This window comes from Polynucleobacter hallstattensis (assembly GCF_018881835.1).
In the GTDB taxonomy this organism is placed as follows: domain Bacteria; phylum Pseudomonadota; class Gammaproteobacteria; order Burkholderiales; family Burkholderiaceae; genus Polynucleobacter; species Polynucleobacter hallstattensis.
This window is the reverse complement of record NZ_JACVPO010000001.1, coordinates 512,068-538,601: the sequence shown is the minus strand read 5'-3', so window position 1 is coordinate 538,601 and position 26,534 is coordinate 512,068. Positions and strand designations below refer to the sequence as shown.

General features: G+C 40.4%; 25 protein-coding genes and 1 pseudogene. 13 read left to right on the top strand and 13 right to left on the bottom strand.

Annotated elements, in window-relative coordinates; genetic code table 11:
- Window position 1: 1 nt before the first annotated feature.
- The 5 genes and pseudogenes from ICN26_RS02795 to ICN26_RS02775 form a co-directional block, all read right to left on the bottom strand.
- Complete coding sequence (locus ICN26_RS02795) at window positions 2-1,603, bottom strand: FAD-dependent oxidoreductase (protein WP_216266711.1); 1,602 nt, start codon at window positions 1,601-1,603, stop codon at window positions 2-4.
- A complete protein-coding gene (locus ICN26_RS02790; RefSeq protein WP_216266710.1) occupies window positions 1,596-2,873 on the bottom strand; it encodes an NAD-dependent epimerase/dehydratase family protein in 1,278 nt (425 codons plus the stop codon). Before ICN26_RS02790 ends, ICN26_RS02795 begins: the two co-directional genes overlap by 8 nt.
- A gap of 8 nt (window positions 2,874-2,881) precedes the next feature.
- Window positions 2,882-3,256, bottom strand: coding sequence for a DMT family transporter (locus ICN26_RS02785; RefSeq protein ID WP_216266707.1), 375 nt, complete (start codon window positions 3,254-3,256; stop codon window positions 2,882-2,884).
- A 4-nt stretch (window positions 3,257-3,260) separates the two neighbouring features.
- A pseudogene (locus tag ICN26_RS11115) lies at window positions 3,261-3,416 on the bottom strand (DapH/DapD/GlmU-related protein); the annotation flags it as partial.
- Window positions 3,417-3,808: 392 nt separating this feature from the next.
- Window positions 3,809-4,771, bottom strand: coding sequence for a glycosyltransferase family 2 protein (locus tag ICN26_RS02775; RefSeq protein ID WP_216266704.1), 963 nt, complete (start codon window positions 4,769-4,771; stop codon window positions 3,809-3,811).
- Between the two features lie 178 nt (window positions 4,772-4,949).
- Between ICN26_RS02775 and ICN26_RS02770 the strand changes: the two genes are divergently transcribed.
- The 8 genes from ICN26_RS02770 (at window position 4,950) to ICN26_RS02735 (ending at window position 15,758) form a co-directional block, all read left to right on the top strand.
- Window positions 4,950-6,398, top strand: a complete 1,449-nt coding sequence (locus tag ICN26_RS02770) for a DUF2079 domain-containing protein (protein WP_216266702.1) — start codon at window positions 4,950-4,952, stop codon at window positions 6,396-6,398.
- A gap of 22 nt (window positions 6,399-6,420) precedes the next feature.
- Window positions 6,421-7,359 (top strand): glycosyltransferase family 2 protein, encoded by a 939-nt coding sequence (locus tag ICN26_RS02765; RefSeq protein ID WP_216266700.1) that lies wholly within the window; start codon window positions 6,421-6,423, stop codon window positions 7,357-7,359.
- 412 nt (window positions 7,360-7,771) lie between these two features.
- Window positions 7,772-9,136: a UDP-glucose dehydrogenase family protein gene (locus ICN26_RS02760; RefSeq protein WP_216266698.1), complete on the top strand. Its 1,365-nt coding sequence runs from the start codon at window positions 7,772-7,774 to the stop codon at window positions 9,134-9,136.
- A 37-nt stretch (window positions 9,137-9,173) separates the two neighbouring features.
- Window positions 9,174-10,127, top strand: a complete 954-nt coding sequence (locus tag ICN26_RS02755; RefSeq protein ID WP_216266696.1) for a UDP-glucuronic acid decarboxylase family protein — start codon at window positions 9,174-9,176, stop codon at window positions 10,125-10,127.
- An 86-nt stretch (window positions 10,128-10,213) separates the two neighbouring features.
- Window positions 10,214-12,088, top strand: a complete 1,875-nt coding sequence (locus tag ICN26_RS02750) for a hypothetical protein (protein ID WP_216266694.1) — start codon at window positions 10,214-10,216, stop codon at window positions 12,086-12,088.
- 52 nt (window positions 12,089-12,140) lie between these two features.
- Window positions 12,141-13,094, top strand: coding sequence for an NAD-dependent epimerase/dehydratase family protein (locus tag ICN26_RS02745; RefSeq protein ID WP_216266693.1), 954 nt, complete (start codon window positions 12,141-12,143; stop codon window positions 13,092-13,094).
- On the top strand, window positions 13,091-14,257 hold the full coding sequence (locus ICN26_RS02740) for a glycosyltransferase family 9 protein (RefSeq protein WP_216266691.1): 1,167 nt from the start codon (window positions 13,091-13,093) through the stop codon (window positions 14,255-14,257). Before ICN26_RS02745 ends, ICN26_RS02740 begins: the two co-directional genes overlap by 4 nt.
- On the top strand, window positions 14,250-15,758 hold the full coding sequence (locus ICN26_RS02735; protein WP_216266689.1) for an NAD(P)/FAD-dependent oxidoreductase: 1,509 nt from the start codon (window positions 14,250-14,252) through the stop codon (window positions 15,756-15,758). Before ICN26_RS02740 ends, ICN26_RS02735 begins: the two co-directional genes overlap by 8 nt.
- 448 nt (window positions 15,759-16,206) lie before the next feature.
- Here ICN26_RS02735 and ICN26_RS02730 read toward each other — a convergent pair whose 3' ends face one another.
- Window positions 16,207-16,794, bottom strand: coding sequence for a calcium:cation antiporter (locus tag ICN26_RS02730; protein WP_216266687.1), 588 nt, complete (start codon window positions 16,792-16,794; stop codon window positions 16,207-16,209).
- Window positions 16,795-16,873: 79 nt separating this feature from the next.
- Here ICN26_RS02730 and ICN26_RS02725 point away from each other — a divergent pair, with 79 nt between their 5' ends.
- A complete protein-coding gene (locus ICN26_RS02725; protein ID WP_216266685.1) occupies window positions 16,874-17,242 on the top strand; it encodes a sirohydrochlorin chelatase in 369 nt (122 codons plus the stop codon).
- On the opposite strand, the gene cobA is transcribed toward ICN26_RS02725, so the two are convergent.
- The 3 genes from cobA to ICN26_RS02710 are packed head-to-tail and all read right to left on the bottom strand — an operon-like array spanning window position 17,165 to window position 20,378.
- Complete coding sequence (gene cobA / locus ICN26_RS02720; RefSeq protein WP_216266684.1) at window positions 17,165-18,043, bottom strand: uroporphyrinogen-III C-methyltransferase; 879 nt, start codon at window positions 18,041-18,043, stop codon at window positions 17,165-17,167. The genes ICN26_RS02725 and cobA overlap by 78 nt on opposite strands.
- A gap of 21 nt (window positions 18,044-18,064) precedes the next feature.
- A complete protein-coding gene (locus ICN26_RS02715; protein ID WP_216266682.1) occupies window positions 18,065-18,622 on the bottom strand; it encodes a DUF934 domain-containing protein in 558 nt (185 codons plus the stop codon).
- 13 nt (window positions 18,623-18,635) lie between these two features.
- Window positions 18,636-20,378: a nitrite/sulfite reductase gene (locus tag ICN26_RS02710; protein ID WP_216267626.1), complete on the bottom strand. Its 1,743-nt coding sequence runs from the start codon at window positions 20,376-20,378 to the stop codon at window positions 18,636-18,638.
- A 263-nt stretch (window positions 20,379-20,641) separates the two neighbouring features.
- Here ICN26_RS02710 and ICN26_RS02705 point away from each other — a divergent pair, with 263 nt between their 5' ends.
- Window positions 20,642-21,694 carry a CgeB family protein gene (locus ICN26_RS02705; RefSeq protein ID WP_216266680.1) on the top strand — a complete coding sequence of 351 codons (1,053 nt, stop codon included), beginning with the start codon at window positions 20,642-20,644 and terminating at the stop codon, window positions 21,692-21,694.
- 4 nt (window positions 21,695-21,698) lie between these two features.
- Here ICN26_RS02705 and ICN26_RS02700 read toward each other — a convergent pair whose 3' ends face one another.
- From ICN26_RS02700 to ICN26_RS02685, 4 genes are read right to left on the bottom strand one after another with little or no spacing between them, the layout of a single operon-like run.
- Window positions 21,699-22,073, bottom strand: coding sequence for a hypothetical protein (locus ICN26_RS02700; RefSeq protein WP_216266678.1), 375 nt, complete (start codon window positions 22,071-22,073; stop codon window positions 21,699-21,701).
- A 39-nt stretch (window positions 22,074-22,112) separates the two neighbouring features.
- Window positions 22,113-22,334 carry a hypothetical protein gene (locus tag ICN26_RS02695; RefSeq protein ID WP_216266677.1) on the bottom strand — a complete coding sequence of 74 codons (222 nt, stop codon included), beginning with the start codon at window positions 22,332-22,334 and terminating at the stop codon, window positions 22,113-22,115.
- A gap of 38 nt (window positions 22,335-22,372) precedes the next feature.
- A complete protein-coding gene (locus ICN26_RS02690) occupies window positions 22,373-23,281 on the bottom strand; it encodes an amidohydrolase family protein (RefSeq protein WP_216266673.1) in 909 nt (302 codons plus the stop codon).
- 15 nt (window positions 23,282-23,296) lie between these two features.
- Window positions 23,297-24,304 carry a Bug family tripartite tricarboxylate transporter substrate binding protein gene (locus ICN26_RS02685; RefSeq protein WP_216266671.1) on the bottom strand — a complete coding sequence of 336 codons (1,008 nt, stop codon included), beginning with the start codon at window positions 24,302-24,304 and terminating at the stop codon, window positions 23,297-23,299.
- A 117-nt stretch (window positions 24,305-24,421) separates the two neighbouring features.
- Here ICN26_RS02685 and pcaD point away from each other — a divergent pair, with 117 nt between their 5' ends.
- From pcaD to ICN26_RS02670, 3 genes are read left to right on the top strand one after another with little or no spacing between them, the layout of a single operon-like run.
- Window positions 24,422-25,237, top strand: a complete 816-nt coding sequence (gene pcaD, locus ICN26_RS02680; protein WP_216266669.1) for a 3-oxoadipate enol-lactonase — start codon at window positions 24,422-24,424, stop codon at window positions 25,235-25,237.
- 31 nt (window positions 25,238-25,268) lie between these two features.
- On the top strand, window positions 25,269-25,442 hold the full coding sequence (locus tag ICN26_RS02675; protein WP_156156250.1) for a hypothetical protein: 174 nt from the start codon (window positions 25,269-25,271) through the stop codon (window positions 25,440-25,442).
- Between the two features lie 12 nt (window positions 25,443-25,454).
- The gene (locus ICN26_RS02670) at window positions 25,455-26,531 is read left to right on the top strand and encodes an acyltransferase family protein (protein WP_216266667.1); all 1,077 of its coding nucleotides are present in this window, start codon (window positions 25,455-25,457) and stop codon (window positions 26,529-26,531) included.
- Window positions 26,532-26,534 lie beyond the last annotated feature (3 nt).

The following is a 26,534-nucleotide window of genomic DNA, read 5'->3' as shown; positions in this document are numbered from 1 at the left end:
ACTATTTTTTTGATGTTGACAGTAAGCTGGTAAGTGTGCCTAAAGCAATTCTATCTGCATTAGCCATAATTGTTAATGTATGTGGTTTCTCTGGAAGGCTTGTTAGACATGAGCCATCGATAACATGAACATTATTAAAGTTTGTAAGCTGCCCCAGCGAGTTTGTTTCTCCTATCCCTGGATTTTTTTTCATTGGTAGCGTACCGGAATAGTGAATATCGCCGCCTGGCTGACCAATTGTAAAACTTCCAGGAATAAGATAGGCCCCGAGTTTTCTATAATTAGAGCTGAGAATCTTGTTTGCATTCTTCATGAGATCTGCCACTTCATTTTTGGGATTATAGGATACGTCTAAATCTCCATTCTTTTGTAATTTAACGCTTCCGCCACCATATTCTCCTGGTAAAAAGAAATTTCCAACAACACAAGAGCTTAGCAAAGATCGAAGAAAAGAAATTCCGTATCTTGGGGCGAGTGGAACGTGTCTTAAAAATTCAGATACGGGTATTCCTTGGGGAGAGAATGTGGCTCCATATGCAGGAACTTTATTATTAACCAGCATGTGAAAGGCTAATTGACCGGATCCAAATGAATCGACTCTATTGCGACCTAAAAATTTTGGTATCCATGCCATAAAACCAGCTGTAGGGCAGGATTGAAGTATTTTTGTGTCATAGAGTTTCAAAAGATTGAGGGATAGCTTGGTGGAGGGCAAGGTGCCAGCTGCAATAAAAATCTTTCTACCTGTATACGACTTCAATAAGGCGGTCTTAAGCTCAACACCATGAATGGATGCAAATTTTTCTTTTGAAGAAATGCTATCTATCTTTAAGTCTGGCTCAAAAAAGAAATTGGGAAACTTCATTAGGGGCTCTATCTCAAATGCTGAAGAGTATTGGGATTTTCTTGAGCAGCCCCAAAGGCAGTTGCCAGATAGGTTACAGGGAAGGCGATTCCTATGAGCTTGGCTCAGGGTTGCAAGGCGAGTCCTACCAAGCCTAAAAATCTTATCCCCTTGGCCACAGCTTCTGGAGCTATATCTTTGTTCTAAAAATTGATGAATAGGGTCCAGTTGTATTGGAGGTTGTGCCCATGAATCAACCCCAAAATAACTGGAGAGATCGTCACCATTGCATCCACTGATGCCGATTCTTTTTGAAACGGTAGCATATGATCCTTTAATGTCGGCGGGATCAAAGGGGAATTGACTTAATTCGATATCTGAAAATGTTGCAACACCGCATCCCCATACATTTGAAAGTCCTCCTGTTGCAAGAGAGCTGATTGCAATACTTCGATCGTTTAAGCTATTATTTTCTTGTGCAAAATCATTAAATGCATAAGATAGGCCTGGTATTCTCATTTTAGGTGATGAGCTCTTGAGATGTACGAGAGAATAATTATTTTCCCCAATCATTCGTGAATGCTGGAGAGTATCAGTTTGACGCCAGGTCAGATAACTTTCTTGAGGGTATGTGTTGGTTGCTTCTTTGCCCCCATCAACCATTAATACTTTCAGGCCTGCATTTAATAAGGGGTATGCAGCAGAAGTGCCGGCAGGACCACTCCCGATGATAATCACATCAAAATTCGGATCATCCATGGTGTGAGTTAATTAGCGATTTATATTTCAAGTAGACAACAGGACTAGCAATTGTGGCAAGAATTCTTATTAGGGATGCAGAGAGAAGGGCGCTTGCAATTCCGAAAAAACTCTTTAAAAATGTATTTTTCGAGCCTAATCCTAAAAAAATATTTGCTCCAGATGGTCTTGCCTCCATTATTAAAGAGGTAATTGCAATTCTAGATTTAAGTTCATCAAGAAACTTGGATTTAAAGAACGGATTAATTTCAATAAAGTAAATGAACATTGGCCATTTGAGAAATATGGGCGGGAGTGATAAAGACCGTCCCCCTTTTAATTGCTTAATGGCCAAAAGGTAGGATTTTAAAAAGCTGTAAGAATAATAGTTATTAAAAAGATACCTCCCAAATGCAAGGCCTTCTTGAAGAATCTCTCTTGTTTGCCCATCTCCAGATTTATTCATGCCTGAAGCCAGCGGCCTTAAAACCAAATTGATTGATTTCAGATCAGCCTCGGTCTCCATTCTAGGTAATACAAAGAGTGAGTGGAGCTGCATTAAGCTTGGATAAAATTTTCCGAAGATTGCTATGAATGGAAATAGCATAAAAGATGGTATTGGGAAAAATACACGATAAATTCTTAATCGATTTACGCAAATAGATTTCAGGAAGGTGTTGAAAGATACTGGCTCAGTACTTCCTAGGCAGTATATATTTTTATGATTCTGTGTTATTTCACAAATCTTAATAATTCCATTCGCCAAGTCGTCGACATGTATTGGCTGAATTTTCGGCGACTTTACAAAGTACGGCAGTAAGGGGAGTTTGGCAACAATCATTATTAACCTTTTAAAGAGCGCCTGAGGTTTACTGCCATAAACTTGTCCAGGCCTGATAATTACCCCTGAAAATTTTTGAACCAATAACTCAATGTCAAATTTTAGTTTTCCATAAAGAGAGGGGGAGTCCTGACTGCTAGTTTGACTGGAAATAAAGATGAACTTAGCGCCGGCTTTCCGTGAAGCATCTAGCAATAGAGTTGCGCCTAATATTTCTTTTTCATAGATTGATTTAGAATCAATGCTCGATGTAGCAAGATGCACTACTACATCAATGTCCTTCGGTAAGTCTATTGGCTCATTTGATAGTAAGTCGTATGACATCCATTCGGCTGAGTTTTGGCTTGATTTTTTTCTAGATAAAGTAAGAACTGAGTGGCCGTTGTCTAGGGCTAAACGAGTTAAATGCGAGGCAATGTAGCCATTACCTCCAGTGATTGCTAATTTCAATGTGCGAGTCACCTTGAGCTTTGGTTTATCAGCGTGAGTCCGACTAAAACAGTGATGATGCCTAGCCAATAGCTTGTCGGGGGAAATCTACCGTCTAGATAGGACTGTAACAGGCTAGCAAATATTACAGATGTCGATGCAATGGGATATGCAATCCTTATGTCTACGCTAAATAAGATTAGAAGCCATATTCCTGTTGCAATTGCATAAATGAAGAGCGCCATAAAAAGCCAGTAGCTTGAAAATATGCCTGAAACAAGACTGCTTTCTGCGATATTTCCTCCAATTTGCTTGGAGGCCTTGGCCATTATTATTTGACATGAGCCCATAATTGCTGCATAAGCAAGCAACTGCGCAAATTGAATCCAAGAAATCTTAAACATTATTTCTGTATCTAATAAATTTTGCCGGATTGCCAGCATTGACTGAGTAGGGTTGTGTATTTTTTGTCACAACTGAATTGGCGCCAATAACAGTTCCTTTGGCTAGATGAATTCCCGGCATGATGATTGCGTTTGAGCCAATCCAAACATCATTCTCAATCGTTATTTTAGAGGGTATAGATTGCCTGGTAATTATTGGGGGTTCACAGCCATCTATTGGGTGAATGCCAGAGGAAATTGTTACGTTCGAGCCAAGAAGTACATGGTCACCTATCTCAATGCCTCCATAGCCGTTGAGATATGAATTTGAATTAACTCCAAAAAATTTACCCAACGATATTTTTTCTGTATGAACAAATATCACTCTTGGCTGAATCCACGGGAAACCCCCGCATTTAGAAAAGAATTGCTTGCAAACAAAACCACGCACTAAGACACCAAGGGTCGTCGGAATATAGCTTAAAAGTCCAAAAACTAGGGATTCAATTTCTAACCTTAGAACCTTAGTAAGTGGGTAACCCCTAGCTTTTTCTTTTAAAAATCTCAAATAGTTCATGTTTTAAAACGTTTTATTTTATGCAAACATCTCGAAGGCATTGAATTTATATCGTAAGCCAGAAACCCTAACAGTAGTTGCGTACCTAGAATGATAGTTATGGCCACAAGAACGACAGTACCTACTGGAGTATTTGTCATTGTTAGTTTGGAGTTGACCCAATTAGCAACGCCAAAAACTAAGCCAAAAAGAATAAAGAATACTCCAATAAGTAGCTCTATCGAAGCCAGAGACATATCTCTAAGGAAGTAATTATAAAAAATACGTTTCATAAAATTCCTACAATGCTTGGCAATAAACTCGGGAAGAATTTTATGTATCTTTAAATTGCTGACCTCATCTTCGTAGACAGCGTTCATCGGCACATCAACAACTACTGCACGCAGAGTATTTAAACGGAAAAGCATATCGGTTTCAAAAAAATAGCGGGAACTAATTTTTGAAAGAGGCAATTGACGAGCAACATTTGCATGGATTGCAGTAAAGCCGTTTGTTGGATCAAATATTTGCCAGTACCCAGAAGAGAGTTTTGTCATCAGGGAGAGGCAGGCGTTACCAAATAATCGAATTTTTGGCATTGACCCTATCTCCTCCAAATTATAAAAGCGGTTACCTTTTGTGTAATCTGCCTCCCCGCAAACAATCGGATCTATAAAATTAGGGATCAAAGAGGGGTTCATTTGGCCGTCACCATCAACTTTGACAATAATCTCCATGCCATCTTTTATGGCTTCGCGGTAGCCCGACATTACAGCAGCACCCACCCCTTGATTTATGTTGTGGTACAAAACCGTTACCCGCTTGTCCTCGCAGTATGTCTTTACAAAGTCACCGCTTTTGTCGGGGCAGCAATCATCAACTACATAAATTTTTAAAACTGACGAGTCTATTAAATTAATGACATTTAAAATTTTATTGGTAACTTTATAGCAAGGAATTACAACAGAGATTTTTTCCATACCGGGTATTTTAGTAGAATTCCAAGTGAGCAGAACGGTGGTATTGTTAATATTATAAAAAGATATTACAATAAAGTAAAATTAACTAAAGTAAAAAATGAAGAAAATAAGTATATACCTTTTATCCATAATCTTTATTTCGCTAATTTCTTATTTGAATTACCTTAGGTACTTTCATATGGCGGGAGATTCAGCTGGATACGTAGATCTCATTCAAAGAGTTTCTGATTTTGGGGATATGAGATCAAAGGTCTTTGCATCTGCATATTCCTTATACAGTCTTATAGGAAGGCCTTTTCAGGAATACTGTAGTAATGATTTTATAAATCAATATGAAAACTGGTCTTTTAGTAACTATCATTTTTATTTGGTCACATATATATTTGCAGTGATTATAAAAATTACAAATATCCCACCAATTATTTTTTCTGCAGTAATAAACGCAATAGCCTCATTTTCTACATTCTTATTAATATACTTAATTGCCTCTAAATTTAAATTTAGTATTTTAAAAAAAATATTAATTGTATTAATTTTCTTATTATTTCCACCTCTGTTGGGGTCATTGTCTGGTCAGTATTATTTCGACAGATTATATATACCATTAATTTTGTTGTTATATTATTTGTATATTTCAAATAATGATAATTTAAATAATATTTTAATTATCATTATTTCATTACTATTATTTTCAATTAGCGAAAGAACCTCTCTGATGGGGGGTGCATTTTTATTGGCATTATTTTTAATCGGAATTAAAGAAAAAAAATATGTATTATTAATTGGAATAATTGGTGTAATCAATTACTTTTTTTGGAAATATAATATTCAAAATTCGCCATATAGTGAAAATACATCTGCGGCTCAAATTATATCTAATATTAAAGATTTATTTAACCCGGAAATGCCTATATCAATTTTAGGCTTAAGGTTATTAATAATATGCGCTCCATTTGTAATAATAAGTTTATTTTCTTGGAAGTATTTTCTTTTAAGTGTAATTTTTTTAGCTCCGAATTATTTGGTAACAATTGGAGGCGCTGAAAAAATTGGCTTTGTTACGCACTATCATTCCTACTATATTCCAGTTTTAATAATTGGGTTCATAAATGGTTTTTCTAATTTAAGTAAGAATAAATCAGTTAGTAAATTAACTATAGAAAGCCTTATACTTACTACTGTTTTTTTAATACAAGTTTTCCACTATTTTAATATACAGCACGTAGTAAGCCCTACGCTTAGCCATAATTTATTTAAAGATATCAAGATAATGTATAAAAAAAGTGATTTGGGGCAGTACTCTGATTCTAGATATATCGCTTTAAAATCACTCTTCGATGATGTAAATAGGGAGGCATTTGTATCTTCTAACGAATTTATGCAGCCAACGCTTGTTGGCCTTGGTTTTGTAAATATTAGATATTTCCCAGTGGGTGTGGATCACTCAGATTATTTGCTGACAGAATCAGTGCCTGACACTAAAACTATATTCCTTTTAAACATAGTTTCTGATGAAAATATGCCAAATATTCAAAAGTGCTTATTTGAACGCGCTAATGCTAACTTCAAAATACACAAATCTGTAATTATCCGGGGTGTAGAATTTACTCTTTGGAAAAGAAATTGATATCAAAGAGGATTAATATTTCATGAATAAAACTATTATTCTCACCCCCTGTTATGAGGATTACATTTCTTTGGGAAAATTGTTGGAGTCGTTTTTGGTTGGCGATGAAGGTGGTTTCTATTTTATAATTGTGGATGATGGTTCTTTGCATCATCCGGTTGACGCAAAAATACTAGAAAATTTTGGCTTAGAGGGATTAATAATTCGACTTAAAAGAAACGTCGGTCATCAAAAGGCTATAGCTATTGGGCTTAATTACATATCTGAAAATTTTTCAAGTAATCTTAATGTTGTTGTGATGGATTCCGACGGTGAGGATCGATCTACTAGCGTTCAAAGACTCTTAGCAAAATTTAACAATCCTAACGTGGATATAGTTGTAGCTAAGCGCGGAATTAGATTCGAATCAGTTAAGTTTAAGATTTTCTATTTTCTCTATAAATTAGCTTTTCGAATGTTAACGGGGCGTAAAATTAATTTCGGTAATTTTTGTGCGATAAGACGTTCATCACTATCTCGTTTAGTGTCTATGAATGAGTTGTGGATACATTTACCAGGCTGCATTCTTCTATCAAAATTACGCATTTATTACGAGCCTATAGATCGTGGGCAACGGTTTGAAGGTAAGAGTAAAATGAATTTTTTTGGCTTGGTCCTGCATGGCTTCAGGGGTTTAATGGTTTTTGCTGAAGATGTATTAGTGAGGGCGGGCATATTATTTTTTTCAATTGCTGCATTGGCGGTTATATTTATTTGCGTTGCATTTCTAGTGCGATTTTTTGGGGAGCCAGCTTCTGGTTGGCTATCGATTGCATTTGGAATCATCTTCCTTGTTTTTTTGCAGACTGGTTCGCTAACATTAATGACGCTGATTTTGGCCGGGATATCGCGAGGACAAAATGCTAAAGATAGCTACAAAGACTACATTCAATCTTTCATAACACCTTCATTGAATAATTGAAAATACCGAAAAATCCTTTAGGCCTTAATCAGGTCAAACTAGAGTAACAAACGATAGTGTCGCCAACCCTTATACCGCTTTTGCCGGTGATTGTCGTGTCAATTTTGGTTTCTTGTTTAACCATACTTTTTTGTGGGTACGCGGCTGGATTACAAATCTACTGTTGTTATTGAGATTTGTTCTGGTGCCCGCTAATTAAAATTTATATTAACAAAATAATCTTAAATTAATAGATTATTCTGACTAAAGATCGTTAGACTTGAAACTATATGAATTGAATTGGCAATGCTCTGATAATTAATTGGAATTTATAATTGGATGGAACGTTTTGTTCTGTCACGAAAAGCTAGATAAGCTTTTAATCATGTTTGCAAAGTTTTTAAAGCCCCCTTTAATATATATTGGTTAATTTATGAAAGTCACCATCATCGGCAGCGGTTACGTCGGTCTCGTTACCGGTGCTTGCTTGGCAGAGCAGGGTAATAACGTCTTTTGTGTTGACGTCGATCCTAAGAAGATTGAGATTCTCAATTCTGGCGGTGTTCCCATTTACGAGCCAGGCTTAAAAGAGACGATCGAACGCAATCGCGCTGCGGGTCGCCTGCAGTTCTCTACTGATATTGCCGCCTCGGTTGCCCATGGCGATATTCAATTTATTGCCGTTGGAACACCTCCTGATGAAGATGGCTCTGCAGATCTTCAGTATGTTGTAGCGGCAGCCCGCAATATTGGTTGCCATATGACCACTCCTAAAGTGATTGTCGATAAATCGACTGTTCCGGTGGGTACCGCCGACAAAGTATCTGCTGCCATCAGCGAAGAACTGACTAAGAGGGGTCTCTCTTCGGAACTGTGCTCTGTAGTTTCTAATCCCGAGTTCCTTAAAGAGGGCGCAGCAGTAGAAGACTTCATGCGCCCTGATCGTATTGTGATTGGTACGCAAAGTACTCCAGCGGGTCTGCGCGCTAAGGAGCAGATGCGAAAACTCTATGCTCCGTTTAACCGTAATCACGAGCGTACCTATTACATGGACGTTAAAAGTGCAGAGTTAACCAAGTACGCTGCTAATGCGATGTTAGCTACCCGGATCTCCTTTATGAACGAGTTAGCCAATTTGGCTGACTTAGTTGGCGCAGATATTGAAGCGGTACGTCAAGGTATTGGCTCAGACTCCCGCATTGGTTACGGATTTTTATACTCCGGCACTGGTTATGGCGGCTCATGTTTTCCAAAAGATGTGTCAGCACTATCAAAGACTGCGATTGAGCATGGTCGTGATCTCAAGATCCTTGATGCTGTAGAAGCTGTCAATGAAGCCCAAAAATATATCTTGGTAGAGAAAATTGAAAAACGCTTTGGCAAGGACTTATCAGGTAAGAAGTTCGCATTATGGGGTTTAGCATTTAAACCCAATACCGACGATATGCGTGAAGCTCCCAGTCGTGTGATTATTCAAGAGCTGATTAAGCGTGGCGCACAAATCGTAGCGCATGATCCAGTGGCTATGCCGGAGGCTCAGCATTGCTTTGACGTAGACTTCAAAGGTAATCCTGAGGGTTTAAAACAAGTTAGCCTTGTTGATGATCCTATGGCGGCAGTCGATGGCTGTGATGCTTTGGTGATTGTGACTGAGTGGAAAGCCTTCCGTAGCCCAGATTTCGATCTTCTAAAGGCTAAGCTCAAATCCCCAATTATTTTTGATGGCCGCAACCTATACGAGCCTCAAGCTATGCAAGAATTGGGTATTGAGTACCAGGGCATTGGCCGTCATAATTAAATGCACCTCTATAAATTCTCTCAACCTACTGCTTTATATGCAAAATTACAACCGAAATCAAAAAATCCTCATCACCGGCGGTGCAGGCTTCTTAGGCTCCCATCTCACCGAGAAACTTCTTAAAGAGGGTAATGAGGTATTAGTAGTGGATAACTTCTTTACGGGGACTAAACAGAATTTGACCCACCTATTGGGCAATTCAAATTTAGAAGTAATGCGTCACGATGTGACTTTCCCGCTCTATGTAGAAACCAATCAGATATACAACTTAGCTTGCCCTGCTTCCCCGGTGCACTATCAGTACGATCCAGTGCAAACTACCAAAACCAGTGTACATGGCGCTATTAATATGCTGGGTCTTGCCAAGCGAACTAGAGCTCGAATTTTACAGGCCTCTACTAGCGAGGTCTATGGTGATCCAGAAGTGCATCCTCAGCCTGAAGAATATTGGGGAAAAGTCAATCCAATTGGCATTCGTTCTTGCTATGACGAAGGTAAACGTTGCGCAGAAACCTTGTTCTTTGACTACCATCGTCAACATCAGTTAGATATTAAGGTTGTGCGAATCTTTAATACTTACGGTCCGCGTATGCACCCTAATGATGGTCGTGTTGTGAGTAACTTTATTGTCCAGGCATTAAAAGGCCAAGATATTACTATTTATGGCGACGGTCAGCAAACCAGAAGCTTTTGCTATGTAGATGACTTAATTGATGCCATGGTAAAAATGATGAATTCCGCAGATGGGTTCACAGGACCAGTCAATATCGGAAATCCTGGTGAATTCACTATGCTTGAGTTAGCAGAGACAGTCCTCAGACTATCAGGTAGCAAATCAAAGATCGTTCATCAACCATTGCCATCCGATGATCCTAAGCAGCGCCAGCCTAATATTGAGCTAGCTAAAGCTAAGCTTGGCTGGGAGCCTAAGGTTAATTTAGAGGATGGTCTTAAAGAGACGATTGCTTATTTCAGGAAGGTAGTTGCCTAAATTTGATAAAAAGAGGCGATATAGAAAAGTGACTGTTCAAATTTAAGGGGTTAATTTTAATAAATGATCGATTATTCAAACTCCGTATGCTAGAAAATTTCTCATTAGCTTTGGGGATGATGGCGTTTACTATTATTCTTGGCCGATCAATCTTCTATTTTTTTGAGATTTTTTTTAAATCTTCAAAGACTTTTTTTAATGACGAAATGTCAATTCCTTATGCGGCCTTAATAGGAACGTTAGGTATTTCAATCGCGTATACCTTGTTAGGAAGTTTTGGGCTACTAAACTTACGCAATCTACTTGTTGTTACTTTAAGTATTATTTTTCTTTCTTGGATATATACAATATTGAAGGGGATAAATTTTCGGATTCATTTGAAAGATAAAAAATTATTGCCTTGGTGGTTTATGGTTTTTTTCGTACCCATTTTACTCATTGGGTTTTTAGTTGCTTCATTACCGACTTCAAACTGGGATGCTATTTCATATGTTCTTACTATTCCAAAGTTGCATATTGCCGGAGAAAATTTAAGATATCTTGACGAGTATGGAATTTTTAGCTCGTTCCCCATATTTGGTGAGGCAGCATTTGGAATTGCCTTACTGTTAAATGCCGATTCAAGCACTGCGCAATTTTTTACCTATCTATTTTTCCCAATATTGCTGTATTTCTCAGTCAGGTTATTTGCATGCTATAGCAGATCCCGCCTTTATCTTGGTTTGGCACTCTTGTCTGTTGGATATTTGCCATTAGTAGTTGTGAATTTGGGAATAGCAAAAATTGAGATTATTCAGGCGTGTTTTCTAATTGGGTCGACTGTATTAATCATTGAGTTTGGGCGAGATCAATCTGCCATGAAGCGATTTCTATCTTTTTTATTTCTTTCGTTTGCTTTTGGGTTGAAATATACAGCAGTCTTTTACTTCCCAGTATATTTAATTTTTTACGCGCAATCTCACGCCGAGTTTAGCTTCAAGCACATGTCTAAAGAAATCATATCTTTAGTCTGCGTTGGCATTGGTATAAATCTTCCCTGGCTCGGCTTAAATTATTTGCAACATTGCAATCCCGTATTTCCCAACCTTAGTGAATTAATGGGAAGTTGCACCTATACCAGCTTGCAAATGCAAAACATTTCTACCATGATTAAAGAAGCGACAATTTGGCAGAATGGCACTTCTTGGCGTACAACACATTCCTTAATGATTTATTTGGAATTTTTAACACAGGCGCTCGGCGCACTTAATATTTTTGTTTGTATCGGAGCCTGTATCACCATGATTATCATTTGGAGGAAAAATTGGAGACTAAAAATCTTCTATTCCTTTGTAACAATACTTCTAGTATTGGGCTGGCAGTTTTACTATTATTATTGGGAGTTTCGCTATTTTTACCCAACGTTAATCGTGTTTATTGTGTTGGCATGGTTAATTATTTCTCAAGCAAAAAGTATTAGATGGGTCAAATACCTTTCTATTGCCTTTGTCTGCTTGCAGGTCATTTTTTCAATTAATCAATTTAAAAATTCGATGCCTTTACTTTGGCTATACGCTCAAAACAAGATTTCTAGGGTTGATTTTCAAAACTTGGGAATTCATCTTTACTGGGTAAGTCAATATATAAATCAGAATACGCAACTAGATGAGGTAATTGCATTTAATTGGGGTGTTCAACCCTTTTTCTATCTGAACAGGGATTTTTTCTTTATTCACGATTGGAATCCTGAGGTTGGTTTTGAGTATTTAAATGGCCCTGAGGATTTTAAAAAACTTCTGAAGTCTAAAAATATTTCAATGTTAGCTTGGCGAGTGCAAGATGATTCAAGATTTCCTCTAGAGAGTATTTCAAGAACTTATCATGATCGTTTAAATCAATATTTGAAAGATTTATTAGCGCAGGGTTTTCTTAAAGAGGATTATCGTAAGGACGATGTTGTAATCTATCGTATCGCATCCTGAGGTGTTACTTTGGCAAACGTATCTTGTATTCTGTTGTTAATCGAGGGGTAATGTGAAAAGAGTTTTAATTACTGGTGGCGGCGGATATTTTGGCAAGCGATTAATTTCTTATCTTGAGATTAAAGGTAATTTTGATATTACAACGTCTTTGCGCAATTCTGAGCACAATAAAATCCATCCGTCTGCGAGGGTGGTAGCTGGTGATTTGGCGGATCCTAAAACATATTTAAGGATGCCCAAAGATTTTGATATTGTAATTCACTTAGCTTCAAACACTGATCATTTTGCAAATAGAGATGATTCATACCGTGATATTGTTTCGGCTACAGACTTATTGCTTAAGCATTTTGAATCGAGGGCTATAACTTTTATTTATTTAAGTTCGGAAGCAGTGTTTTTGGGGAATGGCCCTTTGGGTGGGTTGAGTGAGAGAAGTGAGGTCCCGAAAAGTAATATTTCTATTTATTCGGAAATGAAGAAAAAGGCTGAAAAGTTAGTGCAGGAATTTGCAATATTAAATAGTAAGTCCAGATTTATTATTTTGAGACCAAGAATGATTTGGGGTGGAGATGATTCACCAGTATTAAAAAAATTGAAATCCGCCCTAGATTCTCGGACTTTTGTTTGGGTTGATCGTGGGAGCTATCTGACTAGTGCTACGCATTACATCAACTTGTGTATTGCGGTATGCCAGAGCTTTACTTATGGGGTAAGTGGTCATGCGTACTTGATTTCGGATGGCTCACCCATCATTTTTTCTTCTTTTGTACGAAATCTTGTTGGAGAAGATTCTCGTCTAAAGAAGGCCCCATCGATTCCTAGGGCTTTGGCTTTTTGTTTGGCTCTTTTGGGCGATATGATTTACTTTCTAACTGGGCAAAAAATTCGCCCACCAATTTCAAGATCAGCCTACTATCTTAGTCTTTCATCGGTAACTCTAGACTTAGAAAATGCAAAAAAAGGATTGTATTACAGCCCTCAGGATGCAATAGTAGCTACCTCATGAAATTAACTACATTAAAAACTATAGATGGATATTTGGGGCGTTTCTTAATTGCATTTTTTTCGCCCTTGACTCATGTGCTGAATTTAGTCTGGCCATTAATATTTTCAAGGAGCAACTCCGGTTCGGTTCGGAAAATCTCTTACCTAAAAATTATGGGTGGAGGGAGTTTGCTGATTGCCTATCCTGCAATACTGGCAGTGCGAAAAAAATATCCAGAGGCAAAAATTATTCTTATTTGCTCGCCTGAGGTCGCCGCCTTTGCTGAGTTAGCTTGTGTAGTTGATCAATTTTCACTTATTAATACAAATAACTTATTGGTTTTTTTGAGGTCTCTGGTTAGCGCCCTAAGGGAGAGTTGGCGTAGTGATATTTTCGTAAATTATGAATTGCATTCCAAGCTAACAACACTGTTCTGCTTTTTTACCTTATCTGAAAAACGTTTTGGATTATTTCAGAATTGGAATAGATGGCAAATGGGATATATTAATTACCCAATTTTTTATAACTCCTCATCTCCTATCTATACAGGGTATGAACAAATTGCATTTAATGCGGGCGGAACAATCCCATCCTGGAATGACGTCTGTAATTCATTTCAAAATGCAATGGGCTTGTTGCCAAATAGAGCCTCAATAAGCAATGTAATTGGTTTGGCGCCGTTTTGTTCGATATTGTATCGTGAGCGAGAGTTGTCACTGAAGCAGTGGGGAGATATTTTGCGCGAAGAAATCAATGATATTGATTTACTTAAAGTCTATGGGGGGCGGAATGACATTGGACGAAGCAAAGATCTCTGCAAACATTTATCTACAATATTTCCTAAATTGAAGATTGAGAATCTAACAGGCAAAACATCTCTTACGGAGTTAGCTGATAGCTTACTTGGTCTTAGAAAATTAGTGACAATCGACTCGGGAATCATTCATTTATCTCGATTGCTTAGGGTTCCCACTCTTTCGTATTGGGGGCCAAGCGATCCTTATTTAAGACTTAGATGCATAGATAGTAAATTCGATGTTGTGAACTTTAAAAAAATAACTTGTGCACCATGTGTTCATGAAATTGATATCCCGCCCTGCAAGGGTAATAACATTTGTATGCAGCAATACTCCCAAGAGATTCCTATCAACTTTAGTCGTGCTGGTTGGATGCTAAATGACTAAATCCATAGCGGTAGTTGGTTCGGGTCCAACTGGGACTGCTGCTGCTCAGACACTATTAAATAGGGGGTATTCAGTCACTTTATTCGATGTGGGGTTAACTAAAAGTAACGCTAATGATTTTGGCACGAAAACTTCTTTGCCAAAGACTTTGATGCCCAAAAAGAAGCTATTTAATTCAACTTTTATGTATCAGAGAGCTGATGGGATAAATATTGCGGTTGATAATAAAGTCTCGTTTGATACAAGTCATGCAAAAGGTGGTCTTAGTACGATCTGGGGGGCAACTGTGGGCGCCATCTATCCACAAGATATTTTGAACTGGCCAATTTCTTATAATGAGATTAGTGAAAATCTCAATCTGAGCTTTAACCTCACGGGGATTATGGGGGCAATGGATCAAATTGATGAGCTTTATCCCATCAATCTTAAAGTTAATAATTTTGATTTTGAAGTCGATCAAACAATCTTTTTATTGAATAGGGCCAAAAAACATAAAATTTATTTAAATAAAAATAATATTTATGTTGGAAAGTCAAAGTTAGCGGTCCAAGCCAATCCAGCTGCAGTAAACGTTTGTGTTAAGTGTGGTAAGTGCATGGAAGGGTGTCAATATGATTCAATTTTTTCAGCTGCAAATATACTTGAGGATCTTTTAAGTGACCCTAAGTTTACTTATCAGCCGTTAGCCCTTGTTGAATCAGTTTTCGAGAGCGGTGATTCTGTTAGCCTTACTTTCAAAAACTTAGCGAGAGATGGCGAAATTAATACTAAGATTTTTTCATCAGCTGTACTGGCGGCTGGCTGTTTAGATACCTTAAGAATAATTGATAACTCTACTGAAAAAAAGCCTGATCACTACATCATAAAAGACAGTCAAAAGTTTTACTTTCCCGTTTTTGTTTGGGGAGGCAGGCAGCGTCAATCCTCAAAATCAATTTCATTAGCCCATTTGTATATTCAAAGTTTTGACTCTAATTTAAATCTTATACAAACCCAGCTTTATCCTGGCATGCAGTTTTTAAATTTAATGCTAATAGAAAAGCTTGGCCCATTATTCGGTAGTATTTTCGGTAAGATATTGAATCCAGTGTTATCTAGAACCTATATCGGGATGACATATATGCATTCGAATATATCGGGGACTATGACTGTAAAGTTTAATCAAGAAAGCATAAATGTTAGCGGTAAGCCAAATGAAAAAAGCACTGTTGAGTTCCGATCTCTGTTGGCTAGGCTTTTTAAGATTGGTCACAAAACAGGATTTTATGTTTTCCCTCGCCTCTATTTGAAGGCCAAAATAGGTCATAGTCAACATTTTGGGGGCGCTATCGAGATGATGGAGGTGTCATTACCAGGGGGCGCCGATACTCTGGGAAGGCCGTTTGGTTTTGATAGGACTTATGTGGTTGATGCTACTGTTCTGCCAACAATTCCTGCTACACCTACAACAACCATCGCCTTATCTAATGCGATTCGTATAGCTATAAAAATTATGTTTTAAAGCAACAAGATTGTATTTTCTCATCAAGAAATCAGGTTTTTAATTCCTTAGACATTCCCGCAATTTTTTGTAGTGGAAGAATAGCGTAGATAATTAATATTAATGAACTCATAATGCTCCAAAAATCAGGAAGCTTGGTGGAAATACTTTAATCAATAAGTATTATGTTGATAATGCACAAGTCTAAGTTTAATATCGACCCAAGGAGGGCTCCAAATATATGTATGCAATTTCTAATAGAGTCTTGGTGTAGTTGAGTGGAGCTTATATGAAAATTGCAATTCTCGGTGGCGGTGGATTTATAGGATCAGCTTCATATGATAGGCTCTTGATGGATGGTCACCCTTTGAAGGCTTTTGAGCGCCCGCTGCTTTTACTCCAGCCTCAATGGCGGGGTTAAGTGCCTCTGCCAAACTTACCACTGTTGCCAGTGAGATCAATAGTAAGACTAGACTGATGCCAGTTTTGAGATTGCTCGGCTTGTCCCCGTGGGCATCGTTATCAGTCTTTTGATCTTCAGCCTTGGGGAGGTAATATTCTCGATGGCTGATGTTTGGAAGAAAATAAATGTGTTACAGAGGGCGAAAGAAGCAATGCCAGCAAACGCTAGTTGGCCCTTTGTAAAGTCTGGCCCAGGCGTACTAGTAGTTACCATCGGCATCACTAGAATAAAGGTGGCTAAAGCAGTCAGTACTGCTAATGCAGAATTGGTTCCCTCGTTGCGAAAGGACATTTCATGATGTTTGAAGCCGCCCATAAAAATACATAGACCAATAACCCCATTAATCACTATCATCACGGTCGCAAAGACAGCATCACGAGCAATAAATTCAGAGCCCTCATGACCTGCAATCATCATGGCAATGATGAGGGAGACCTCAATGATGGTGACGCTAATAGCCAGTACTAGGGTGCCATACGGCTCACCAGTCTTATGAGCGATCACTTCGGCGTGGTGAACTGCGGAGAGTACTGCCCCAATAAGAGTAGCGCCCATTAAGGCGATGAACCAAGTTTGGCTAAGTAGGTCTGTCATATTGCTATATCGTTAGAGAGCTTAGTTTCGAGGTAAGCTTAAGAGATTAATGCTGATAGTTTAAAAGGTTTGCATAAATATGAATACGAAAGCAATTGTCTTATTTGGCCATGGCGCCCGTGATGTCCGCTGGCGTGAGCCCTTTGACCGCTTGGCCTCCTTGTGGAAAGCCCAGCATGCCGATACTTTGGTGGAGTTAGCCTTCTTGGAGCTAATGCAGCCTAGCCTTGAAGAGGCTATTACATCCTTGGTGGCCTCTGGAGTAGTGGAGGTGGTTGTAGTGCCGGTCTTCTTTGGACAAGGCGGCCATTTGCGGAATGATTTCCCAGTATTGCTTTTAGCATGTCAGGAAAAATTCCCCGGAGTGGTTTTAAGCGCTACGCCTGCTGTCGGTGAGGATGAGGCTGTCTTGCAGGCTATTGTGGATTTCAGCGCTAGAGCTCTTTAAGCTTTCTACTTGTTTGTTAATTTCATTATTGGTAGCTCCATTAATAGTTTGCTGCTTTTCTCTCAAAGCTTCGCCAACCATAATGAGTGCAGGTGATGCGCTATCAAACCAATCATTTGCTTTGCCATTGGCTAGCTCACCTAGAGTGCTAGACCAATGACGTTCATTCTGAGTGCTCACTGCCTCTAGGATGTGTACAGGGGTTTTTGCTGAATGCTTCTGTTTGCTATCAATTAGCTGTTTGGCAATATTGCTAGCATCTTTGCGTCCCATGTAATACACCAAGGTATCGGCTTGCGGGTTTTGAATCGGTTGATTTTGATTTTCATCATTGGCAAGATTTTCAGTACCTTGCGCCAAAGTAATAAAAGCCACACTTCTACTAACGCCACGCAGAGTAAGCGATTGCTGAATGGCTGCTGCTCCTGCTAATGCTGCAGTAATGCCAGGCACAACTTCCACTTCAATCTGGCGTTCGTTTAGTGCTTGGATTTCTTCATCAGCGCGACCAAACATCATGGGGTCGCCACCTTTAAGACGAACAATAATTTGATGTTTCTGCGCCGCATCGATTAATCGTTTGTTAATAAATAGTTGCGCTGAAGACAGCTTGCCGCAACGCTTACCAACAGGCTCTTTAATGGCTTGTGGGCAGAGCTCTAGCATTGCTGGATCAACTAAAGCATCATGAAAAACAATATCTGCCTTTGCCAGAAGATTAGCGCCGCGCACGGTAATGAGATCAGCGGCGCCAGGACCTGCGCCGACTAAATACACTTTACCGAGAGTAGTGGATGTCATGATGTTTTATCTATTGACCGATTAAGCCGCAATGGTAGCGCGTTGATCGCGCCAACTGTTTTGTGTGACTACCGAGAAGAGATCAAACTGCTTGAGAGCGATATCGGGATTTTGATCGGGACGCAGCTCAAAAGCATCAAAGCCGACTCGTGCTCCTTGCAAGAGTTGGTCAATCAAGACGTCACCAATTGCACGAACCTCACCTTGCCAGTCAAAGCGATCTCTCAGGAGGGCTGCAGTACTAAAGCTTCTCCCATCTCTAAAAATAGGGAAGTGCGCGCCAACCACTGGCCATAGGGGCTTTCCAGCCTCAATGATGTCAGCATGCTTGAGGATGTCATCATCAGCAGCAAACCAAACACCAATCTCACCTTTGCTTGCTTTGTCTATTACGTCCGCATTCTGATGATGGGCGGGGTTGTGTATGCGCCACCAATGAAACGGTACCAAGACTTTATGAAAGCCATGCTCTAAATCAGGGATGCCGCCTTCATCACGCTCACCATCCCACACCTGCCATTCATTGGCGATGAGGGTGGGCTTGCCATTTTTTGGAAAAGAAATAATTTGCTTGTTCATAGTTTTTCCAGGATTAGGCTGTTGCCCCTTTGGAGTGCTTAGCATCATTTTTATTTAATGCATTCTTATAAGCGGCCTCTTTGAAGGGTGTTACGCCTAAGCGGCGGTAAGTATCGATAAAGGGTTCATCACCTGTTCGTTGCTCTACGTAGGTATTAATGAGGCTCGTCATCACATCCGGAATCTCATTGGCATAGAAAGAAGGCCCAATCACCTTGCCAATAGAGGCATCATTACCTTGCTCGCCACCTAAAGTAATTTGATACCACTCTTCACCATCTTTATCGACACCTAGAACACCGATATTGCCGACGTGATGGTGGCCGCAAGAGTTAATGCAGCCTGAGATATTTAAAGTGATATCACCTAAGTCATGCAGGTAATCCAAATCATCAAAACGTTCTTGAATGGCTTTTGCAATCGGCAATGATTTGGCATTGGCTAGTGAGCAGAAGTCGCCACCAGGACAGGCAATGATGTCTGTGAGCAAGCCAATATTAGGCAGCACTAAATTGTAGTTTTTAGCTGCGCGCCATAGATTCAATAACTCTGCTTGTTCAACATCAGCTAAGACCAAGTTTTGTTCATGGGTAACACGCAACTCACCAAAGCTATAGTGATCTGCTAAATCCGCAATGGCATTCATTTGCGCGCTAGTAGCGTCGCCAGGGGCAGCGGTACCATGGGGCTTGAGCGACAGAATAACGCAGGCATAGCCAGGCACCTGGTGCGGCTTTACATTGCGCTCCAACCAGCGAGTAAATGCAATCTTCTCATTAGCATCTAGCTTAGATTCAGCATGAGACAGCAATTGCTCATCGCTTAATGCTGGAAGTGTTTTGTAGCTTGGTTTGGTAAAGTGCTTAGCGACACGCTCCCACTCAGCTTGCGTAAAGTTATCTTTACTCTGCTTGGTATCGTTATGTAGCTGCACCCATTCACCCTCTACTTGGCGTGCGAATTCTTCTGGGCCTAAGGCTTTTACTAGGATCTTGATACGCGCTTTATAGAGGTTGTCTCTTCTGCCAAAGCGGTTATATACGCGCAGCAGTGCAGTTAAGTAACTTGGCAGTACTTGCCATGGCACATCTTTTTTAATCAAGGAACCCAGAATCGGTGTGCGACCTATACCACCACCAGCGTAGATGTTTGCTGTCAACTCACCATTGTTAATGTTGGGATTTTTCTGGAGCTCAATTCCCACATCATGACAAAGTAATACGGTGCGATCTTCTTTGGCGCCGTTAATAGCAAACTTGAACTTGCGCGGTAAGTGTGCGAACTCGGGATGCAGGGTTGACCATTGACGTAGCAGTTCACAAACAGGACGGGGGTCGACATATTCATCAGCAGCAACGCCTGCAAAAGCGTCGCTTGTGATGTTGCGAATACAGTTACCTGAAGTCTGAATGGCATGCATCTCAACTTTGGCTAGCTCAGCCAAGATGTCAGGAGTTTGTTCTAGCTCTACCCAGTTAAATTGAATATTTTGGCGGGTCGTAAAGTGACCATATCCGCGGTCATATTTGTCGGCAATGAAGGCGAGGGTGCGTAGTTGTTTAGCGCTCAATAAACCATAAGGAATGGCGACACGCAGCATATAAGCATGGCGTTGGTGATACAGGCCGTTTTGTAAGCGCAAGGGACGAAACTCTTCTTCAGCTAGGGTGCCATTGAGGCGCCTCTCTACTTGGTCTCGAAATTGGGCAACTCGTTGATCTATAAGAGTTTGGTCAATCTGGTCATATTTGTACATAGACATTGATTGTCTAGAACTAGCGATATAACCACAAATACTTTAATGTTGAATTGATATATCGTTTTTCATATATTGATATCGATATTAAGGCGCTAAATATGGGCTAGCATGACACAATGCAATACGTCTTTAGCCCCAAAAGAGGCTCAACTAAGCCCGGTTGACCCCCAAAAGAACTTCTTTTTTGGGCTAGCACTCAACTTCATGAAATTAGCTTGGTGAAAGAAATGGCGTGTCTGAATGTCTGGATTAATTAAAAAATGCAATTAAAAAAAATTCTGATTACCTTTGTTGATAATTTCTTAATCCTAGATTATTTGGAAAAAGAGTTTAAAGTGCTGGGTATCGAGGTGGATGTCTATGCCACCAATAATTCAGGACATTGGTTACACAGATACGTTTTTAAAAAGATTAATAAATTAGCAAAGAGTCTTGGACTCATATCTAAAGATACCGATTTATTTGGGTGGTCACAATTTTCTTTTGAGAAGTACAGAGAGTATAAATTTGCGGATCGTATTCAGCAATTTAAGCCAGACTTAATCTTCTGTATACACGGCCATAAATTTGGGGAAAGCGTTCTGAAGCAAACCCATATTCCTAAAATTGGATGGTGGGTAGAGCCTAATCCAAATATCGAAACACTGATTCGGTATGCAAGACTTTTTGATCTCTATCTCTCATACGATAGTGAAATTGTAGAGATGTTAAATAATCTCCAGATTCGCTCGGAGTATCAATCTCACGTAGCCTCCACGTCAGATTTTTATCCCATCCCTGAAATAGCAAAAGACATTGATGTTCTCTTCTATGGGGCTTGGAGTCCTTGGCGTGAAGAAGTCTTATTTGCAGCTTATCAAGCAACTCACAATATTGCACTCTTTGGAAGTGACTGGACAAAAAAATGCACCCTGTTTTCACAAAAGGATTTAAAACGCATCCTTCGGGGCAGGGAAATTGTTAGTGCCGATCTAAACGAGGTCATTGGTAGATCCAAGATCGTGCTGGCCACGCAAAGATTAAATAAATCCACTACGGGTCTTGATACAAGGGTATTTGATGCATTAGCAAGTGGTGCTTTGGTGTTGACTGACGCGCCAAAAGACTTATTCAGACACTTTAAAGATCAGGCAGATTTACTTGTTTATGGGCATTCGGAAGATGTTCCTGCGCTCATTCAATCTGTGCTTGCAGGACAGGTAGAGGTAGATCAAATCCGGAGCTTTGGCAGGGAAAAAGTATTGCAAGACCTTACTTATAAAGTGCTTTGTCAAAAAATTGCAAAACAATATTCTGACGGTCTTCTGGGTTGATATTTTATTTAAGGCTAAATTCTCGATAGTGCCGATAGAGGTTGGCAATCGATGCAAAGCCTAGAACAACAATCAGAACAGCAAAAAGGTAGTCGGTTGTCAGGTAAGTAAATACACCGGTTTGAATGGCAATGACGGCAGCAATAAAGGCAGCGATTGCGCCAAATACCACTAGCTTGAAGTTCGGAATAAATGCACCCAAGGTAATAGCAACAAACAATAGAACCAGTTCAGAAACCAGTTGATCTGCCATTAAAAATATCCCGTTGGTGAACTCCGGATTAGTCAGCTTGCCAACAACTGCGAGCACCAGAATGCTGGCCAGTACGGCAAAGTTGAGTTTGGCTTTCTTGAGGATGTTGAGGAGTTGATCATTCATGATGGCAGGGGTTTCCTGGTTTTTTACGAATACTGGTAATTAGGACTGTCCACTGAATACTAGGCTGATGCCAATCCATAAGAGGATAAAGGCAACCAAAATAGTGAAGCCAATCTTTTTAAGAAAGTATTCGAGAGTATCCATGTAAGCTTCATCGTTGCGACCGAAGTATTGGTCAAAACGCTTCCAGACTAGGCGACCTACTACTAGTGGAAGTAGCATGGCAACAATGCCGAAAATAATAGTAAACGTGTTATCCATGGAGCTTGTATTCTTTCTTGCGAATTGCTGATTTGTTTCTAGTAGTTGCCAGTAAAGGCAGGGAAGTCATATAGCATACAGGGATTATCGGACAGGATGGCTTTTCTAAGTCCTGGATCCGACACCCAAGAGCCAAACAGATCACATAGGTCGGCATCATGCGGCATTTGCTTTTTGACCATCACATGAGGCCAGTCACTACCCCAGATCAATCGCTCGCTGTTAGCCTTAATCACTTCATCATTAAATGCTCGCATATCTGCATAGGGAAAGTCCCCATCACAAATGCGATAAGGTCCAGTCATCTTGACCCAAGCTTTGTTATTTTTCAGAAGCTCTAGTAGACCCTGAAAACCTTTGTCATTAATGCCATGTTTTGCGTGGGAGTAACCAAAGTGACCAAATACTAAGTCCACTGGAAAATCTGCAAATGTTTTAGCAAGATCGGGATACTCATTGACGTGAGCTAGTAATTCTAAACGCCAGCCAAATGGTTGGATACGTTCGGCGATTGCAGTTAATTCGTCAATCGGTAAACCCTTCGATTTATCAGCAACATCAACCACATTACAACGAATGCCTCGCACGCCAGCCTGATGAAGCTTCTTCAGTTCAGCATCAGTAATATTGCTGTCTATGACTGCAACCCCACGAAATTTGTTGGGGTTCGCAGAGAGCGCTGCAAGCATGGCTCGGTTATCAGTGCCATATACGCTGGGCTGAACTAAGACGGCGCGATCAACACCCAACATATTCAATAGAGATTCGTATTGAGTCAGTGTGGCATCAGGAGGAGTGTAGATGCGCTCATCAGCATAAGGAAATTCCAAGGCTGGCCCACAAACATGGGCATGGCAATCTACCGCCCCAGAGGGAAATTGAATCTTGGGTGATCGAATTTCTGGATCTGGGGCTTGGCAGAGTGGTGCAGCTTGAGTTGAGTTCAATTTGATGCGGATAGATTACTGAGGTTCGATATTGGCATCTTTAGCAATCTTTTGATACTTCGCCATTTCTTCGCGCACAAACTTAGCAAATTCTTGTGGGCTCATTGGTGTTGCTTTAATTCCTTTGGCTTCATAAGCGGCTTTCACCTCAGGAGTTTGCATCGCCAAATTGATGTCTTGATTAATCTTTTTCACAATCGCTGCTGGCACACCAGCAGGTGCCCATACACCAAACCACAGACCAATTTCAAAGTTGGAGTAACCCAACTCGGCAATGCTTGGGATATCTGGAACGGCGGCATTACGTGCTTTGCTAGTAACCCCAAGTGCTCTTACTTTGCCGCCCTTGAGTTGTCCGATAGCGGTATCAAGTGGTGCCATGTAAAAAGCGGTGCGCCCAGCCATCGTGTCTGAAATAGCTTCTGGAGATCCTTTGTAAGGAACATGTATGAGCTTGATACCCATCATTTGATTAAAGTACTCGGCTGCAAGGTGGGTTGAGCTACCAACGCCTGCCGATGCAAAAGTAATTTCACCGGGCTTAGATTTTGCCGCGATCACTAAATCTCTGATGGATTGGTATGGACCCTCTGCAGACGTGATTAAGACGTAAGGAGTTTGTCCAAGGATATCGACATCAACTAGACTCTTTAGTGGGTCGTAAGGTAGTTTTTTATAGATTGCAGGATTAGCTGCGTATGAAGCAGATTGCACCAGAAGAGTGTAGCCATCAGGCTCAGCGCCAACCACGGCACCAGTACCTATTAAGCCACCAGCACCAGGACGATTTTCAATAATGACGGATTGTTTCCAGGTTTCAGCCAGGCTCTTGGCAACGATTCTGCCGGCGATATCTGCGCCAGATCCAGCGGTCAAAGGCACAATCATCTTGACTGTTCGGTTGGGGTAGTTTTGTGCGCTGGCCGCCGTGGAAATGAGGTTGAGGCCAAGTCCTAAGCCAATGAATAAGCTCACCATCAAGTTGCGCTTTAGCGAGCGAGGGGATTGCAATATCTTTTGCATCATGTCTCCTTAGTATTTTTATTGTTTCGTTGGATAATCTACCATGCTCCTTTCAAGATCTCCATGATTAAGACGGGATATTTAAAAATTGCCGAGCTAGCCAGAAAGTACATAAAAATGAGCCAAAAACTAGAAAAACAGATCATTAAGGTGAATGGAATTGGTATTGCCTATCGTTTTGATGGTCCTAGCGATGGTCATGTGGTGATGATGGCGAATAGTCTAATGTCAGATTGCAGTATGTGGGATTGGAATGTACCCGCATTAAGCGATCGTTATCGAGTGCTGCGCTTTGATAAGCGAGGGCACGGCGGCTCTGAAACAACTCCGGCGCCCTATAGCATCCCTCAATTAGCTGATGATGCGGTTGCCTTATTGGATGCGCTAAAAATTGATAAGGTGCATTTCATTGGACTCTCAATGGGCGGCATGATTGGTCAGCAACTAGGTGCCCGTTTTCCGGAGCGTGTTTATTCTCTCTCCCTTTGTGACACAGCTAGTGAAATGCCGCCACGTAGTTTGTGGGAAGAGCGTTTTGAGATTGCTCGAAAAGAAGGAACTGCTGGTTTGGTAGATGGCACTATTAAACGATGGTTTACCGCCCCATTTATTGCGCGGGCTCCTCAAGATATTGCCAAGGTGCGCGAGATGATTTTAGGTACGGGAGTTGAGGGTTATCTGGGATGCGCTAGTGCAGTAAGAGATATGGCGCAAACCACCATGCTCTTAAAAATTAAGGCCCCAACGCTGATTCTGACAGGGCGTCAGGATCCAGCCTGTACAGTGGATCAAGCCATTGTGCTTAATCGCATGATTGATGGATCCAAGTTTGTCATATTGGAAGATGCCGCGCATTTGTCTAATATTGAGCAGCCAGAAGCATTTAATCGCAGCATTCGTGACTTTATTGATTCAGTCGATAACACTTTGTAGGAATGTATTGAAACATTAAAGCGCTATGTCAATGAAAAAAACAGATCTCTATAAAAACCTTGCCCTGACCACTGCTCAGCGCATGAAAAATGCTGCAAAGACACCAAAGCCAGGTACGGCAGAAGGTATTGCAAAAACTAAGAAAGAGCTTGCTAGTAGTAATCCCATGCTGGCATCTTTAATGGGCAAGACTAAATCCAAATAGCGCTAACGATTCTTGAAGCAAGCCTCCCCACTCTTTCTGATAGATCTGCTGAAGGTCTTTGCTGCTCTAGTTATCATCCTGCATCACCTATCTAGCTATGGCCAGATTGCAGAAGATGCGCGAGCATTCTTGCCAGGCGTGATGAACTTCTTATTTGAGTACGGTCGCTATGCAGTACAGATCTTCTTAGTCATGGCAGGTTACCTCGCAACCCAATCTCTGACACGATTTGCGAATGCAAAATTCAGTAGCCAAAATTTATTACGAGTCATCATCAATCGCTATTTGCGTTTGTTTGCTCCCTATATAGCCGCCTTAGTTTTTACAATTCTCTGTGCCTGGATTGCACGCTTCTGGGTTAATGATGAGTTCGTTGGCGAGCAAGAAACATTAGGGCAATTTTTAGCTCACTTGTTTTTCTTACAAGGTATTTTAGGTTTAGATTCGATCTCTGCTGGTGTCTGGTATGTAGCGATTGATTGGCAGCTATATTCAGTACTGGCGGTATTGCTGATTAGCTTTTCTTCTTATCAGGCTTTGATTTGGTTCATCAGCATCATTGCGACCGCTTCTTTGCTGTACTTCAATCGCTCCAATCAATATGAGGCCTACTTCATTTACTTTATTGGCTCATACAGCCTTGGTGTATTGGCTTATCTGGCTAAGAACTTTATAGACAAGAAGATCCAAGGCTTAGCTAAGTTTGTACTCATCGCAATTGGGGTGATTATTGCAGTTTCCACTCTTCAACAAGTTTGGTTACGTAACTTCTTGGCTTGGTTTGTGGCTATTGCGTTATTGGTATGGGGCAATACTGCTTATCCTGGTGCAGGTTCTGTAACTCATGGATTGAGAGTATCGGTACTGCGAGCGATTGCATGGGCGAGCCCGCGATCTTATTGCGCTTTCTTAATTCACTTTGCATTTATCTTGTTGGCGAACACGCTTTATATTGCTTCTGGAATTCACTCTCACGAGAGTGGGCTGATTGCAATAGGCTTAATGCTGGGGGTTGTGGTGTGTAGCGCTATTGCTGCTAACTATATGTATCGCTTGGTGGAGATTCCCTCGGCGAAGTTGAAGATTTAAGCG